Here is a 16583-nt window from a genome sequence, read left to right on the forward strand (position 1 = left end):
GTCCTGCTCATAATAAAATAGGATGCCCAAAAGCATCCTATTTATTTTTTATTATTTTACTAAAGCAAGAAGTCAACAGCCAATTGCTATCAGCCTGTTACAGATTCATAAACAACTTCGGATTGACCGGTGTATTGTTCTTGTGTACTTCATAATGAAGATGAGGTCCGGTAGAACGTCCCGAATTTCCGGATTTGGCAATTACCTGTCCTACTTTCACCTTATCATTTACCTTCGCTACCAATTGGGATAAATGCCCGTAAAGGGTAGCCAGTCCGTTTCCGTGGGAGACAATCACACAATTTCCGTAACCGCCCTTCTGTCCGGAGAAAATCACAGTGCCTGCAGCGGTCGCTATCACATCAGAACCGAAGGCAACGGCAATATCCAATCCTTTGTGAAACTGCATCTGATCGGCTTCGGCAGGAGGGTTGTTTTTCTCAGCCGGCTTATCGGTATTGGCAGCAACTGCTTTTGAAGAAGTATTGGCTGCCGCAGGAGCAGGGGTTGAAGATGCTGCTTTTGGAGTAACCATCACTTTAACTTCCCTTTTATTGCCGTAACTGTCCGTTACCTCAATGATTTTTTCCACGGGTTCAGCCTTAACTTCCGGAGCGGCAACGGCTACAGCAGCCGGTTTTGTACCATTACCGGTTTTTACAGCGGCAAAAACGGTTTTAAAAGGAATCGGGTTTTTCCGTATCCCGAAGTTGGATGAAATATAGCCTTCGGTCGGCATTCCCAGCGGAACCTGCAGCAGCTTGTTCTGAAGATTCATCAGATACTGGCTGTACCGGTTGGCCTGCTTGGCCAGATAAACGGAGTTTGAAATGCTGTCCTTGCTGAGAATCGTTACCTTTTCATTGGGAACATCTTTGGATTTCAGGAAAGAATTCAGTTCTGCTACGGTCTGATCCATCAAAGTGAGATCGGTCTTCATCTTCAGATAATCCACACTGTCTTTTTCAGTGTTTATCTTTACCAGGTTTACTTCATAGTTTCTGTTATCCTTTTCAGAATACAGCTTGGCAATGAAAATCCCTTGGGCAAAAACTACTAGTAAAAGGCCTCCCAGAAGCATATTTACGTTCTTTTTTCGGCTTAGAAATCTTTTCATTTTTCTTCTCTTAGTCAATTACAAAACGGTTTTAAGCCTGCAAATTTAATTAAAAATAAACTTTAAGGCATATTTTTAACAGAACTTTAGGCATATCGGTAATTAACGGCGTTTTAGCTATTTAATTGTTCGGAACTGTTAATTTAACATAAAATGGGTTTTATCATGTCCCTAAACATTTTTCTTCCATCTTTGTTTTAATATATTTGCAGTTCACATTTCTATTATGGCTAAAAAGAAAACCAATACAGAATCGAATTCTAAAAAGAGCAAAAATGACCTCCCGGTAGGGGTTGTCGGAAGCGGAAGTTTCGCTACGGCTATTGTGAAAATGCTGGTGGAAAACTGTAAAGTCGTGCACTGGTGTGTAAGAAACGAATATGTAAAAGGTGCCATCGAGCAGAGAGGCCATAATCCGACTTACCTTACGGCGGTGAATTTTAACCTTAAAAATTTAAAGCTGACAACGGATATCAATGAACTGGTTTCGGCCTGTGATGTAGTGGTGCTCGCGACCCCTTCCATTTATCTTTCTGATACCATGGAGAAAATGACATGTGACTGTACCAATAAAATCTTCGTTTCCGCTATTAAAGGAATTATTCCTAAGGTGAATGACGTTGTAGCACATTATCTTAGGGATGAATTCAAAATCGGTTTCCGGAACCAGGCGGTGATCGCAGGTCCTTGTCACGCAGAAGAAGTTGCAATGGAAAGACTTTCCTACCTTACCGTGGCTACAGTAGAAGAAGAGGTTTCTACAAAATTGGTAAATATTTTCAATTCGGATTTTATAAAAATGCATTCCAGCAAGGACCTTTTAGGGAATGAATACAGTGCCATCCTGAAAAATATTTTTGCGATCGGGGCCGGAATTGCCAGCGGTCTGGGATATGGGGACAACTTTACGGCCGTTTTCGTTTCCAATGCCATCCGTGAAATGGAAACTTTCCTGGAAGCTATCTATGAAGCACCGAGGGACGTAAATGAAAGTGCCTATCTTGGGGATTTGCTGGTAACTGCGTACTCGCTTTTCTCACGAAACAGAAATCTCGGAAACCTGATCGGAAAAGGCTATACCGTAAAATCTGCAATCCAGTCGATGAACATGGTGGCGGAAGGGTACTATGCCGCAGATTCCATTTACAAAACCTCAAAGGAAAAAGGATTGAAACTGCCGATCGTCGATACCATTTACAGCATTCTCTATGAAGGCAAAAACGCAGAAAAACAATTCAAAAAACTGACGGCCAAACTGGATTAAAGATTAAAACCATCTGAAGTGGAAAACTTTATCGATCTAATAATCCTCTAAGTTCAGAGGAGTAGTTTAAAAGCATCGTCGAAACCGGTAAGAGAGGGAGATCGAATATGAGTCCATCCTGAACTTTATAATATTTAAGTTCAAATTTAAATATTCAGAACCGATTAATCGTTCAATGGTTAGTTATCGATAATTTTAATTGGAATTGGTAGCATAATAAAAACTTATGTTTTGCTACCAAATGAGCTGTTAAAATTTCGCAAAATCATAGGGTTTATTAAAACTTTTCCCGAAATTTGATAGAAAATACAGTTTATGTCACAGCTTATCAGCAGAACACCCAAGCCTAAATACGATGTGGTTTTAATAGGAGGAGGCATCATGAGTGCTACCCTGGCCACTTTACTTCATGAATTTGATCCGGATCTTGAGATTGCCATTTTTGAAAGATTAGGCCGGTTTGCCAAAGAGAGCACCGCCGCCTGGAACAATGCAGGAACCGGCCACTCTGCGTTTTGTGAACTGAATTATACCCCTGAACAACCCGACGGCTCCATCGATATTTCCAAAGCGGAAAGTATTGCCGAGCAGTTTGAAATCTCCAAGCAGTTTTGGTCATACCTTGTTTCAAAAGAATACATCCGGGATCCGAAGGATTTCATCAATTCCTGTCCGCATATGAGTTTGGTTTTCGGGGAGAAAGACGCCGAATACCTGAAAAAGAGACACGATAAAATGTCTGAATCCGTTCTTTTCCAGGGAATGGAATTTACGACAGACCACGATAAGCTGAGGGAATGGATTCCTCTGGTAATGCAGAAAAGAAATCAGTCGGAAGTAATGGCCGCTACAAAAATGGATCTGGGGACCGATGTCAATTTCGGAACCCTGACCAGGAAAATGGGAAGGCATCTGGTGGAAGATTCCAATGTAGAAGTATTTCTGTACCATGAAGTAAAAGACATCGATCCGAGAGAAGACGGAACCTGGGAAATGAAAGTGAAAGACCGGATCAATAACCATAAGCAGGAGGTCGAAGCAGATTTTGTTTTCATCGGGGCCGGAGGGTATGCATTGCCCTTGCTGGACAGTTCGGACATCAAGGAGAGCGAAGGATACGGAGGTTTTCCGGTTTCCGGACAATGGCTGGTGAGCCATAACCAGGAACTGGTGGAAAAACACCAGGCCAAAGTATATACACAGGCTACTGTAGGAGCGCCGCCAATGTCGGTTCCTCACCTTGACCTTAGAATCATCGACGGTGAAAAGGCGTTATTGTTTGGGCCGTTTGCCGGTTTTTCAACCAAATTTTTAAAAGAAGGAAGTTACCTGGATCTGCCTGAAAGCGTGAATACCAAAAATTTACGGTCACTTTTCGGAGCATGGTGGCATAACATTCCTTTAACGAAATACCTGATTCAGCAGGTGGCCATGAACAAAGCCCAGCGCATACAACATTTGAGGGAATTTGTCAAAGATGCCAAAGAAGAAGACTGGGAACTGAAAGTGGCCGGGCAACGCGTTCAGGTCATCAAAAAAGATCAGAAAGACGGCGGTAAGCTGGAATTCGGAACCGAAGTCGTGGTCAACAAAAAAGGAACAATCGCTTCTTTATTGGGAGCGTCTCCCGGCGCCTCCACTGCCGTTTACGCCATGCTGAATGTTCTGGAAAAATGTTTCCCTGAAAAACTTCACGGCGAATGGAAAGAAAAGCTGCTTGAAATGGTACCGTCGTACGGACAGAAACTGGCCGGCAACCCTGAACTTACCCAGAAAGTAAGAAATTACTCCAAAGAAAAATTAGAACTTGAATATTAAATGTGAATGGTGAATGTTCAATTCTTTAATTCACAATTGAACATTTACCATTACCTGCTACTCATTACCTATTACTCATTTTATTAATGTCCGAAACCATTGTAAAACCCATTATTGTTAAAGAATTACTGGAATCCCTTCAGGCAAAAGTGGAAGAGGAGCAGCAGGTCATTGTGCATTGCTGTTTTCCCGCTTCGCCGTTTTTGGGCAATCTCATCAGGATCTGGCAGTCCACTTACCTTTTCGATAACAAGTCGGAACACCGGAGTGAGCTGATCCATGCGGAAAATATTACCATCTATCCCAACTGGACACCGGTTCCCTTTATGAGGGATTTCTGGTTTACACTGGTTTTTTCCGGCCTTCCGAAAGGCTGCAAAAGTTTTGACCTCAAAGAAGTTATTCCCGAAGAAGGCGGCTTCTTTGTTGAATCTATCAAAAGGAATTCTTCTGATATTTACCGGGTAAAAATTTCAGAATCTTATATTTAGTTCATATGAAAAAATACTTTTCCCTCTTCCTGCTCTTTCCTCTGTTATTTTTCTCACAAAGCCTATCCAAAGAAAAATCCGGAATAAAAAAGTTTCAGCAGGAACTGAATGCAGAATACCGGAATCCCAAAAAAACTCCTTTAAGGGACGATAATTTTACCCGTTTCAAAGCGCACCCTTTCTTTCCGGTCGACATGAAATACAGGATTACGGCACAATTCACAAAAACGGAAAATGCAGAACCTTTCGACCTGCCGACTTCTTCCGGAAAAACAAAAGTTTATAAGGAATACGGAAAAGCAAATTTTACACTGGATAGAAAACCATACACCCTGACTTTATATCAAAGCATGGACCTGATCAAACAGGAAAAATATAAAGATTACCTATTCCTGCCGTTCCGAGATGCCACAAATGGAAAAGAAACCTATGGTGGTGGAAAGTACATGGATTTAACCATTCCTGAAGGCAGTACCATCATTCTGGATTTTAATACATCCTACCACCCCTATTGTGCATATAACGCATATGACTACAATTGCCCGGTGGTACCGCAGGAAAACAGGCTGCCGGTTGAAATCCGGGCAGGCGTGATGTACGAAGATATTTATCATCATTAGAGATGATCAGGCTACAGTTTTTTAGAGAAGAAGATTTTTCCGGTGTTAATTATATGCTGGATGAAAATCAGCTGCTGTATACTTCCTCTGCGGCAAATGCCCTTAAGAGAATAGCAGACCGCAATACCGGATTCGAATTTCCAGTCACAGTGTTTGATGCCGAAATAGCTGTGGGATTTTTCACACTGGATTTCGGCGACGATAAATCGGAGCTTACCGATAATCCAGATTCAGTTTTATTAAGGTCCTTATCTATTAATCCGGAAATGCAGGGTAAAGGGATTGGAAAAGCTGCTATGGGCCGGGTAGATGACTTTGTGCGCGAAAATTTCAGAGACTGCCATGAAATTGTTCTTGCTGTTAATCAAAATAACATTTCTGCTTACGAACTTTATCTGAAAGTCGGTTATCGTTACGAAGGCAAAACCAGGATGGGCAGAAGCGGTCCGCAATATTTAATGTCTAAATGTATTTAAACACAAGCTCTGATAATAGGTGAATGGTCAATTTTGCTTCACAAGTAAATGGTCAATGGTAAATTGTATACGGTGGGTATTATTGGAATTCGCAAAGGCGCAAAAGGTTTTTTAATATTTCACGTGGAAAAGTCGTAAGATTTATCTTCGATAAATTTGTGGATTGCTCAGGATCGTTTGCATTTAACCCGAGATGTAATCTCTTGCAGATTTTGCAGATTACGCAGATCATAGTTGAAATTAAGCGGAATAAAAATTTGACATCGTCCAATTCCTTGCGCCCTAAAGCAGCATGTTTGCCTATTTAATTTGCGCCTTTGCGAATTCCAACAGCAATTAATTTATCCGCAGGAATTCACCATTACCTTGAACGGTTCGGCAGGAAAATCGCAACAAACAAAACTTTAAGAAATTTTAATCCCTATTTTTCGGGTTTGGCGTGAAACTTTCTGCTAAATTGGGGTAACATCAAATAATAAATATGGAAATCTCTCTTCACAATCAGGTGGCCATCATCACAGGAGCCTCCAGCGGAATCGGTTCAGGAATTGCAAAATCATTGGGTGCGGCCGGTGCCACAGTCGTTATTAATCACTCTTCGGAACATTCGCTGGATGATGCCAAAGCGGTTTTAAAGGAAATCACGGATGCCGGCGGAGGCGGAATTACTTACCAGTGCGATGTTTCCAACGAAGACGAAGTCATCAAAATGTTCAGTGAAGTCGTTTCACAATTCGGTACGGTCGATATTCTTGTAAACAATGCCGGCGTTCAGAAAGATGCAAAATTCACCGAAATGACCCTCGATCAGTGGAACACGGTTATCGGCATCAATCTTACCGGTCAGTTCTTATGCGCAAGGGAAGCAATCAAAGAATTCCTTCGTCGCGGGATCGATACGTCACGCTCCGTTGCTTGTGGTAAAATCATTCACATCAGTTCGGTTCATGAAGTCATTCCGTGGGCAGGGCATGCCAATTATGCTGCCAGCAAAGGAGCTATCCGGATGCTGATGCAGACTTTGGCACAGGAATACGGAGCCGACAGAATCCGCGTGAATTCCATTTGCCCGGGAGCCATCCAGACGCCAATCAACAAAGATGCATGGAGCACGCCCGAAGCTTTAAATTCATTAATGACCCTGATTCCCTACAACAGAATCGGGCAGCCGCAGGATATCGGAAACCTGGCCGTATTCTTAGCGAGCGATGTTTCCGACTACATTACGGGTGCCAGCATTTTCATTGATGGCGGAATGACAACTTTCGAGAGTTTTTCTACCGGAGGGTAATTTAGGGCGCACATTTCCGGCTTTCACTACTCGCTTTTTTGTGCCGGGCTTTTCCGGGCTTACAAAAAGAGCTCAGACAGGCCGCTCAATCCGGGGCGCACGTCAGCCGTAATACAGACAACCATTTTTTAATCAGATAAAGTTAGAAATAAACTTTTTATATTTAAGTTAGGTCTTTATTTCATCGATTATCATTTATCAATTATTATTTATTACCATCATCTGACACATGAAAGAAAAAGAAAGATTATCCGACATTACCTGGAAAAAATGGGGACCTTACGTCAGCAACCGTGAATGGGGCACAGTAAGGGAAGACTATAGCCCGGACGGTAAAGCCTGGACTTATACCAACCACGATACCGCGGAAGCCAAAACCTACCGTTGGGGCGAAGAAGGCATCTGCGGGATCTGTGATGACTTTCAGAAATTGGTTTTCTCCGTCGGATTCTGGAACAAAAAAGACCAAATGGTGAAAGAACGTTTTTTCGGGCTTTCCAACAAACAGGGAAACCACGGGGAAGATGTGAAAGAATATTTTTATTACCTGGATGGGACCCCTACGCATTCCTACATGAAAATGCTGTACAAGTACCCTCAGAATGCTTTCCCATATGATGACCTTATCCGCACCAATGCCGAGCGTTCCCGGCAGGAACCCGAATACGAATTAATCGATACCGGAATTTTTGACCAAAATGAATACTTCGATATTTTTATAGAATATGCCAAGGAAGGCCAGAATGACATTCTGGTAAAACTGACGGTCGTTAATAAATCCGAAAAGGAAGCACCATTGGTGATACTACCAACAGTATGGTTCAGAAACACCTGGAACTGGGGCTACAATGATTATAAGCCACAAATGAATTCCGAGGATGTACAGATCATAAAAATAAACCATAAAGAGCTGGAAATTAAAAACCTGTATGCCAGTCAGTCTGAAAAAGTATTGTTCTGCGACAACGAAACCAATAATGAAAGGCTTTACCAATCTTCCAATGCATCGAAATATACCAAAGACGGCATCAACGATTTTGTGATCAATGGCAATTCACAGGCGGTGAACCCTAAAGATTTTGGGACAAAGGCGTCATTTTTTATAGATGAAACTTTTAAAGCGAAAGAAACAAAGGTTTTTGAATTCAGGCTGTCCGATAAAGACTTACAACATCCTTTTGCAGATTTTGAGGCTGCTTTCAGTTTAAGACAGCAGGAAGCAGATGAATTTTACAGCGATATTCAGTGCGGCATCAGGACCGATGATGAAAAAATGGTTCAGCGCCAGGCCTTTGCCGGAATGCTGTGGAACAAAATGTTCTACCATTACAACGTTGAAAAATGGCTGAAGGGCGATCCCGGTGAAATTCCGCCGCCTAAATCCCGTGGAAAAATCAGGAATTCCGGATGGAAACATCTCAACAACGAGCACATCATCTCGATGCCCGATAAGTGGGAATATCCCTGGTACGCCACCTGGGACCTGGCTTTCCATACCATCAGTTTTTCACTGATCGATCCGGGTTTTGCCAAGCAGCAGCTCAAATTATTTCTTTTCGAATGGTATATGCACCCAAACGGGCAGCTGCCCGCTTATGAATGGGATTTCAGCGATGTCAACCCGCCGGTTCATGCCTGGGCGGTATTCCGGGTTTTTAAAATCGATGAATACCTGAACCAAAAACCCGATATTGAATTTCTGGAAAGCGCCTTTCAAAAGCTGCTGATGAATTTTACCTGGTGGGTGAATAAAAAAGATCATAACGGAAACAATATCTTCGAAGGGGGATTTCTCGGGCTCGATAACATCGGGGTGTTCGACCGGAATGCACCGCTTCCCGACGGGGAACATCTTGAACAGTCTGACGGAACCAGCTGGATGGCGATGTTTGCCCTGAACATGATGCGGATTGCCCTTGAGTTGGCCCTTTATAATAATATTTATGAAGAAATGGCCATGAAATTCTTTGAACATTTCCTGGCGATTGCAAATTCCCTAGATAATATGGGGGATGAATGTTTCAGCCTTTGGGATGAGCAGGACGAATTCTTCTATGATGCCATTGCTTCAAACGACGGCAGTCATATGTATCTTAAATTACGGACCATTGTTGGTTTAATCCCGATGTTTGCTGTTGAGGTGATTGATGACGAGATGATCGAAAAGCTGCCTAATTTTAAGGCAAGAATGAATTGGGTACTGGAAAACAAGCCGGAGCTTGCTGCCTTGGTTTCCCACTGGGAAGTAAAAGGTGATGAATCCAAACATTTATTATCCCTCCTGCGTGGTCACCGCTTGAAAAGGCTGTTAAGCAGGATGCTGGATCCGGGTCAGTTTCTGAGTGACTTCGGCGTCCGTGCCTTATCGAAGGAATATGAAGACAATCCTTATACGATGACGGTGAACGGAACGGATTACACCGTAAAATATACCCCTGCGGAAAGTGACAGCGGAATGTTCGGCGGCAACAGCAACTGGCGCGGGCCGATCTGGTTTCCGATTAATTTTTTAATTATTGAAAGCCTGCAGCGGTTTTTCTTTTATTACAGCCCGGATTTCCTCGTGGAGTTTCCCACAGGAAGCGGAAAATATTCCAATCTGGATGAAATTGCGGATGCTTTAAGCCATAGGCTTTCGAAATTATTTTTAATGGATGAAAACGGAAAAAGACCTTTCAACGGTCAATATCCGAGATTTCAGACCGATCCGGATTTCAAGGATTATATCCTGTTCTATGAGTATTTTCACGGGGATAACGGCCGTGGAGTAGGCGCTTCACATCAAACCGGCTGGACCGGACTGATTGCCAAAATCCTGATGCCGAGGTTCTCCAAAAAACAAATTGCCGAGTCTGAAACCGAAATGCCGGAAAAATCGAGACAGGAAAAGAAGTAGGTTTAATCTGCCTTATTCGAAAATCTGCTGGATAACTTCTAATGAAGCAGGAATTTTAAATTCCGTAATATGATAATGGTAGTAAACAAGCACACTATCTAAAAAATCTTTCCGGAACCGCGAAGGAATTCTCATACGGTAAGGATTTTCTATGGTAAGAATGCTTTTCCACACTGCAGAAATTTCTCCGGTAAACATCTGATGCATTACTTCGGAAGTAAATGTTCCGGTTTCAGGATCAAGGTACCTGCTGTCATTAATCAGCGGAGCCACTCCCTGAATTTTCAGGATTTTAATTAAAAAAATGAGATGCGACTGGTAATTCCGGTTCTGAAGTTCATCAATAAATTCTTCCAGGCAAGAGAAAATCGTGTGGTTTTTGTTTTCATGCCTTAAATTCTGATTGAGGAAATCTGAAATAAAAAAGACCACGGTATTGCACCGGATATCCGTATAAATATCGTTGCTTTTTACCATTTCAAATTTTGAAATCGTCTGGATTCCGTTTCCCTTCAGGGGATTTAAAGAAAAATTGAGTTTACTCAATGGCAGAAGAAGGGCTTTTTTCTTATTTTTCTTGGTATAAATTCCTTTCAGAAAATAAGACTGAAACCCGTCTTCTTCGGTAAAACAATGCAATACGGCATCGTTTTCTCCATATTTTATGTATGATAATAAAAATCCGTTCTGTGAATTCATTAATTTACCACAGCAATCTTTGCCGTTGCTTTATCAGTGCCGTCTTCGTTGGTCATCAGCATAAAATAAACACCTGAAGCAACACGCTGTCCCCGCTGATTGTTAAGGTCCCACTCATAATATCCGCCTCTTGCTACAGCTGAATGTACAATATTTCCTGTAGCATCAACGATTCTGATATTGGTCACTTCTGCAAGTCCTTTGATGGTTACTTTACCCTTGAAATTAGAATATACTACCGGATTAGGGTAAACAAGAACATTTCCGAAATCCGAAGTAACATCTGAAACATCGCCCTGATACGTTACAATTCCCTCATAGGAAGCAAAATAAACTTTTCCGGTCTTCTTATCGACCTTTATATCGGTAATGGTATTCGTTGGCAGCGGGGAATTTTCCTTGGTAAAATGCTTGATCGTCTGCTGGCCGTCTGAAGATAAATAATAGACGCCTCCGCCGTCAACTGAAACCCACTTGTGGTCACCGGCATCCACTTCAATCTGTAAGATCTGTCCGTCCCGGAAAAGCTCTTCCCCTAATCCGTTCTGCTCAATAATAATCGGTTCCACTTTGGCCGTTGCAGGTGTTTTTATAGCATTCACTGCATTCGGCAGCACTCTTAAACCTACATCGCCACCAATCCATGCATCTCCTGATTTATCAATGGCTACGGAAAGGGTACCTCCCGAAGTTGGGGCAAAACCGTTGGCCTGGGTTAAAAGATATTCTTTATCATCAGAGGTATTGATGGTTTTTTTGGCATCATAGGCAATGAAATTATTGGTTCTCGGGTTGGGAAGCCAGAGCAGGCCGTCCTGATATAGCGGTTTTTGGGCTGACCCGAAATTCTGGGCAGCATTTCTGATCAGGAAATTGTCCGTTGCCCGGTCGTAACCGCCGATGGCCACATAGGCAGCGGTAGGCGGTCCGTCATTGGCAAAACCAATGGACACAAAAACGTTGTTTACCTCATCGGAAGCAAAGCCCACAGGCCTCATGTAATAAATATCCTCCGTACCCAGATTGTATCGTTTGACCAAGGTAAAATCTTTGCTGCCTGCGTCATATTTCATCTTGTATACTCCGCGGTTACTATCGAATGTATAGTTCGCGAGGAAAACCTCATTGGGGTTTGCCGGGTCGGCCATCACATCCAGGACATTGAAGATGTTGGTGTTCGGTTTAAAATAAGAAGGATGGATCCATTCAGCTCCGTTGAAATAATAAAAGCCAGGGTTTTTTGTATTGGTTACAGGCGTATTGAACCTGCTCTCTCTTGCCCCGGTGGAAACCAGAATCTGATTATCACCGTAAACGTTCAGTTTATAGGCGAAATTTAAATACGGTCCGTCCGGCCTGAACGAATTTCCGCCTTCATTTTTGATGCCAGACATGATCGTTCCTCCGTATACATTGCTTCCGATCTTGGTAGCGGTGTTGCATTCTTCCCCGAAAGTTACATTGTTGTTGAAGGTCCCGTTGGTATTGAAAGTATAGATCCTGCTGAGATCGGTAACAATAATACTGCCTGAGGTTACCACCAGATCATGTACATTGGTGAATGACTGGGCAATCGGAACCGGTGTTCCGCCGTTGGACACATAAGCTGTAGTAGCAGACGAAAAACTTAAAACCCCCTCCGAATCAATATGCTTAAATGAACCCGGTATCTCTGTTGTCCATGTAGTATAAACGGGGAAGTTGGTATTCATTTCATGGCTTTTTAGGCCGGTATTGGTAACAGAATATACTTTATTACCGAAAATAGTGGCTTCATTGCTCGCTTCGTATACGCCTGCGGAAAGAAAGAACGTTGAATCTTTAAACTCTTTTTTCTTCAGATCAAAAATAGATACTCCATAGCCTACGGAAATCACAGCCAGATCTCCGGTAATTGAAATGTGGTTGATCTTCTTGCTTCCGTTATAGCCGGTTGCGATTGGGATATCCACAATATAAGTAATGCCATCCGGTGTAATAACGTCCATTGAACCGTTCTGATAACCGACAAGTCCGATTTTGGTCTGCGGATTATAATCAAAAGCTGAAATTTTAACTTCATGCAGGCCGTTAGCTTTGGAAAGCTTTGTAATTTCACCTGTAGAAATGGTATAATAGAAAACTCCGTTTTCCGCTGCTGCGACTATTTTTCCATTGTCTTCTTTCATGGCCAGAACATTATTGTAAGAAAATAAGTCGGCCCATTTTTTTGAAGAAATAGTCTGTGCATTTGCAACATGCAGTGATGCTAAGATACCAAGAGAAATTAAAGAGAGTTTTTTCATGCTTATGCTATTATGCTGCTGTCTATTACCTGGTTGTTCCAGGAAATATGTTTTACGTTTTTATCTGAATCGAAAAAGAAATCTATCCTGCCCAGTAAAAGACCGGCCCATCCTACCTGATTGACGAGCACATTTTTGCCTGCTCTGTTGGTAAAAGCCTGGGGCTCCGGTAAAAAAGTATGGGTATGCCCTCCCAGAATTAGATCTATATTTTCTGTTTTGGCAGCCAGGATCTTATCATTCAGTTTATTGGGTTCGTCTTCGTACTCGTAGCCGATATGCGAAAGACAGATAACAAGATCACATTTCTGATCATTTTTAAGAAAACTGGAATAGTGTTGTGCTACCTCTACCGGATCAGAGTATACGGTTTCGCCATACTGCTTTTTTCCTACCAGTCCGTCCAGCTTAATGCCCACTCCGAAAATTCCTACTTTGATCCCGTTTTTATTGAAAATCTTATAGGGCAAAGTCTTGCCCTCCAGCACGGTATTTTTAAAATCATAGTTGGAACAGATAAAAGGAAACTGCGCATTGGGAAGCACCTTTAAAAAACCATTCAGTCCGTTATCAAAATCATGATTTCCCATCGTGGAAGCATCATACTTCATCATGGACATGAGTTTAAACTCCAGTTCTCCTCCAAAAAAATTGAAATAAGGAGTTCCCTGAAAAATATCTCCCGAATCCAGAAGTAAAAGGTTAGGCTCCTGGTTTCTGATCTGCTGGATCAGGCTGGCCCTTCTGGCAAAGCCTCCCTGGTTGGGATTTCTGGTATAGCTTGAGTCGAAAGGCTCTATCCTGCTATGCTGATCGTTGGTATGAAGGATCGTCAGTTTATTTGCGGATTTCAGATCAAGGATCTTGAACTCTTCCGCCATCACCATATTTGGAGCCAAGGCCATTGCCAGGGTTCCGCCACCTATTGCTTTTAAAAAACTTTTTCTATCCATTATTTCTTACCGGTAAAATTTAAACGAACATCTGTATGGGGCACGACCTCAGGATTTTTTTTGAAATAATCAATAAAAAGATCCCTTAATTTAAGTCCTGTCGGAATCATTTCCCCTTTAGAGAAAAATTTCATATTGTCTCCGCCGAGCGCCAGATAATCGGATGTGGCGATGTAATAATCCTGGTCGGTATTTACAGTTTTTCCGTCAATCAGCGTCTTGGTAATTTGTCCTTTGTTGGTTTCGATGTATAAGTGGGAAACCGGATTGTTCACCTGGCGTTCTGCATAATAGTTAAACAGCCCCTGCAGATCCGTTCCTTTCATTTTTACAATGATTATTTCATTTTCAAAGGGCATGACTTCAAATACGCTTTTCAGTAAAATATCGCCTTTGCCGATCGTGGTACGGATTCCGCCGATATTGATGAGTGCGGCATCTATATTTCTCTGCAGGTTTTTCTTCGCCCATTCATTGGCTCCGTCGAACGTGTAGTCTGCCAAAAGATTTCCGAGATTGCTGTTGTCGCCCTGTTTTGTAAGATCTACACTGGTGTGCGAGATTTTCTGGTTCATCTCCTTATCCAGCTTCTGCTTATAAGGTTCAATGGTTTTTATAAACTCCTCATCATTCTTTAGCTCATTATTAATAGAAATATTTTTCCGGATCTCCACTTTTCCGAGGTGTATGGAAGAGGCCGATGAAGCCGTCTTACAGCCCGAAAGTGCAGCCAGGGCAATCCCTAGTAACAAGAATTTATTTTTCATATACAGCAAAATTATCATTACAGGTAAAGCTGCCGGTTTTTTATGTGGCAGTCTTATCCTGTCTTTTTAGTATATGCAAATATAATTATATGTATAATAAAACATTAGTAATTATTAGAAATTCTTCTCGTAAATTATTAAATTTGACAAAAATAATTCTAACAGATGAGCATTTTAAAAGGAGTAGGTGTTGCATTGGTGACGCCCTTTAATGAAGATTTATCCGTAGATTTCGACAGTCTTACAAAATTAGTAGACTACAACATCGAAAACGGAACCAATTATTTAGTGGTGCTGGGGACTACAGCCGAGGCGGCAACGCTTTCTGCAAAGGAGAAGAAACAGGTAATTAAACATATCATTAAGGTTACTAATAAACGCGTTCCCCTGGTTTTGGGAATTGGCGGAAATAATACTCTGGAAGTAAAGAAACAGATCGAAGAGGCGGATTTATCTGCTTTCGAAGCGGTATTATCCGTGTCTCCTTATTACAATAAACCCAATCAGGAAGGATTGTATCAGCATTATAAAGCATTAGCTTCCACAGGCAAGAATATCATTATTTATAATGTTCCGTCGCGAACCGGGCAGAATATCGAAGCGGAAACAACCCTGCGTCTGGCCAAGGAATTCCCGAATTTATTCCTGATCAAAGAAGCGGCTCCGAATATTCTTCAGTATTTCGATATTTTAAGGAAAAAACCGGAAGGCTTTAATCTGGTATCGGGGGATGACGAATATACGCTTCCGGTTACACTGGCTGGCGGAAATGGGGTGATCTCCGTAATCGGACAAGCATATCCGAAAGAGTTCTCAACTATGGTTCAACATGCTTTTGACGGTAAAGTGAAAGAAGCCTATGAGATCCACAATAAGCTGGTAGAAATTACACGGCTGATTTTTGCGGAAGGGAATCCTTGCGGAATCAAAGCCGTTTTAACGGAAAAAGGAATTGTAAAAAACTATTTACGATTGCCGTTGGTTCCTGCGTCTGAAAACCTTTATACTAAAATAAAAGCCGAAATGGCAAACATTTAAAATGAATAAGGCATCTGCTATGCAGTAAATGGTGAATTTTCAGATAAATTTTAAATTATAGCAATAGATTAAGGTGGAAGGTTAATACTTTTCACCTTTTTAATTAAGTTCTTTGGTGAGTGAAACGTATTATACTGAGACTGTCAAAGTACCTGTAAGAGGTTAGAGCTTAGCGTATTTAAAGAAAATCTTTGTAAATTTTGTGTTAAAAATAAATATTAATATTCAATGAAATTGATAAAAGCTACGGAAAAAGACATTTCTGTAATTCAGGATCTGGCAAGAAGATCATGGGAACATGCTTATGCCGAACTACTTTCCGGTGAACAGATGGAATATATGCTTTCCACTATGTATTCAGCAGAAGAAATTGCAGTACAATTGCAGCAACCCTGTTACCATTATTATCTAATTAAAGATGAAAGCAACGATTCGTATGACGGTTTTATCGGCTATGAGAACAGCTATGAAGAAAATACAACGAAGCTTCACCGGATTTATCTGATTCCTGAAAGCAAAGGGAAAGGAGCAGGAAAAAGCGCTCTCGGATTTTTAAAGGAAAAAGTAGCCCAATATGGGGACAGCAGGATTATTCTGAATGTAAACAAATATAACCAGGCGAGAAATTTCTATGAATCACAGGGTTTCAGTGTTTATGATGAAGGCGTGTTTGACATCGGGAACGGCTTTGTAATGGATGATTACCTGATGGAATTTTATCTTGAAAATCAGGGAATTGAAAATTTTTAAAAATAATTTAATATTTCTATTAAAAGTGATTTATAATTTGTATATTTGCTGCAGAACCAAATCACGTATAACAATACATTCATATGCTTGGTGCTAAGCTGTTTTAGCTTTTTATCAG

14 protein-coding genes are annotated in these 16583 nt (G+C 41.5%); 9 read left to right on the top strand and 5 right to left on the bottom strand.

The features are described 5' to 3' along the window. Window positions 1-97 precede the first annotated feature (97 nt). Window positions 98-1117, bottom strand: coding sequence for a M23 family metallopeptidase (locus tag FY557_RS06670; RefSeq protein WP_149246509.1), 1020 nt, complete (start codon window positions 1115-1117; stop codon window positions 98-100). Window positions 1118-1343: 226 nt separating this feature from the next. Between FY557_RS06670 and FY557_RS06675 the strand changes: the two genes are divergently transcribed. From FY557_RS06675 to FY557_RS06705, 7 genes are all read left to right on the top strand, one after another. Continuing rightward, window positions 1344-2381, top strand: coding sequence for an NAD(P)H-dependent glycerol-3-phosphate dehydrogenase (locus FY557_RS06675; protein ID WP_149246510.1), 1038 nt, complete (start codon window positions 1344-1346; stop codon window positions 2379-2381). A 315-nt stretch (window positions 2382-2696) separates the two neighbouring features. Beyond that, window positions 2697-4199, top strand: coding sequence for a malate dehydrogenase (quinone) (mqo, locus tag FY557_RS06680; protein ID WP_149246511.1), 1503 nt, complete (start codon window positions 2697-2699; stop codon window positions 4197-4199). Window positions 4200-4285: 86 nt separating this feature from the next. Continuing rightward, on the top strand, window positions 4286-4690 hold the full coding sequence (locus FY557_RS06685) for a hypothetical protein (protein WP_149246512.1): 405 nt from the start codon (window positions 4286-4288) through the stop codon (window positions 4688-4690). A gap of 5 nt (window positions 4691-4695) precedes the next feature. Then, window positions 4696-5310, top strand: coding sequence for a DUF1684 domain-containing protein (locus FY557_RS06690; RefSeq protein ID WP_149246513.1), 615 nt, complete (start codon window positions 4696-4698; stop codon window positions 5308-5310). 2 nt (window positions 5311-5312) lie between these two features. Further along, window positions 5313-5786 carry a GNAT family N-acetyltransferase gene (locus FY557_RS06695; RefSeq protein ID WP_149246514.1) on the top strand — a complete coding sequence of 158 codons (474 nt, stop codon included), beginning with the start codon at window positions 5313-5315 and terminating at the stop codon, window positions 5784-5786. Window positions 5787-6267: 481 nt separating this feature from the next. Continuing rightward, the gene (locus FY557_RS06700; protein WP_149246515.1) at window positions 6268-7077 is read left to right on the top strand and encodes a glucose 1-dehydrogenase; all 810 of its coding nucleotides are present in this window, start codon (window positions 6268-6270) and stop codon (window positions 7075-7077) included. Between the two features lie 229 nt (window positions 7078-7306). Next, window positions 7307-9973 carry an MGH1-like glycoside hydrolase domain-containing protein gene (locus tag FY557_RS06705; protein ID WP_149246516.1) on the top strand — a complete coding sequence of 889 codons (2667 nt, stop codon included), beginning with the start codon at window positions 7307-7309 and terminating at the stop codon, window positions 9971-9973. A 12-nt stretch (window positions 9974-9985) separates the two neighbouring features. On the opposite strand, the gene recO is transcribed toward FY557_RS06705, so the two are convergent. The 4 genes from recO to FY557_RS06725 are packed head-to-tail and all read right to left on the bottom strand — an operon-like array spanning window position 9986 to window position 14677. Next, window positions 9986-10672: a DNA repair protein RecO gene (gene recO / locus FY557_RS06710; RefSeq protein WP_149246517.1), complete on the bottom strand. Its 687-nt coding sequence runs from the start codon at window positions 10670-10672 to the stop codon at window positions 9986-9988. Beyond that, window positions 10672-12957, bottom strand: a complete 2286-nt coding sequence (locus FY557_RS06715) for a T9SS type A sorting domain-containing protein (RefSeq protein ID WP_185151667.1) — start codon at window positions 12955-12957, stop codon at window positions 10672-10674. The genes recO and FY557_RS06715 overlap by 1 nt, the downstream gene beginning before the upstream one ends. A gap of 2 nt (window positions 12958-12959) precedes the next feature. Then, the gene (locus tag FY557_RS06720) at window positions 12960-13910 is read right to left on the bottom strand and encodes a bifunctional metallophosphatase/5'-nucleotidase (protein ID WP_149246518.1); all 951 of its coding nucleotides are present in this window, start codon (window positions 13908-13910) and stop codon (window positions 12960-12962) included. Next, window positions 13910-14677 (bottom strand): 5'-nucleotidase C-terminal domain-containing protein, encoded by a 768-nt coding sequence (locus FY557_RS06725; RefSeq protein ID WP_149246519.1) that lies wholly within the window; start codon window positions 14675-14677, stop codon window positions 13910-13912. Before FY557_RS06725 ends, FY557_RS06720 begins: the two co-directional genes overlap by 1 nt. Before the next feature lie 165 nt (window positions 14678-14842). Between FY557_RS06725 and dapA the strand changes: the two genes are divergently transcribed. Both dapA and FY557_RS06735 read left to right on the top strand, forming a co-directional pair. Further along, window positions 14843-15715, top strand: coding sequence for a 4-hydroxy-tetrahydrodipicolinate synthase (gene dapA / locus FY557_RS06730; protein ID WP_149246520.1), 873 nt, complete (start codon window positions 14843-14845; stop codon window positions 15713-15715). A 228-nt stretch (window positions 15716-15943) separates the two neighbouring features. Beyond that, complete coding sequence (locus FY557_RS06735; RefSeq protein WP_149246521.1) at window positions 15944-16465, top strand: GNAT family N-acetyltransferase; 522 nt, start codon at window positions 15944-15946, stop codon at window positions 16463-16465. Window positions 16466-16583: the final 118 nt, after the last annotated feature.

Source organism: Chryseobacterium sp. SN22 (genome assembly GCF_008329705.1).
In the GTDB taxonomy this organism is placed as follows: domain Bacteria; phylum Bacteroidota; class Bacteroidia; order Flavobacteriales; family Weeksellaceae; genus Chryseobacterium.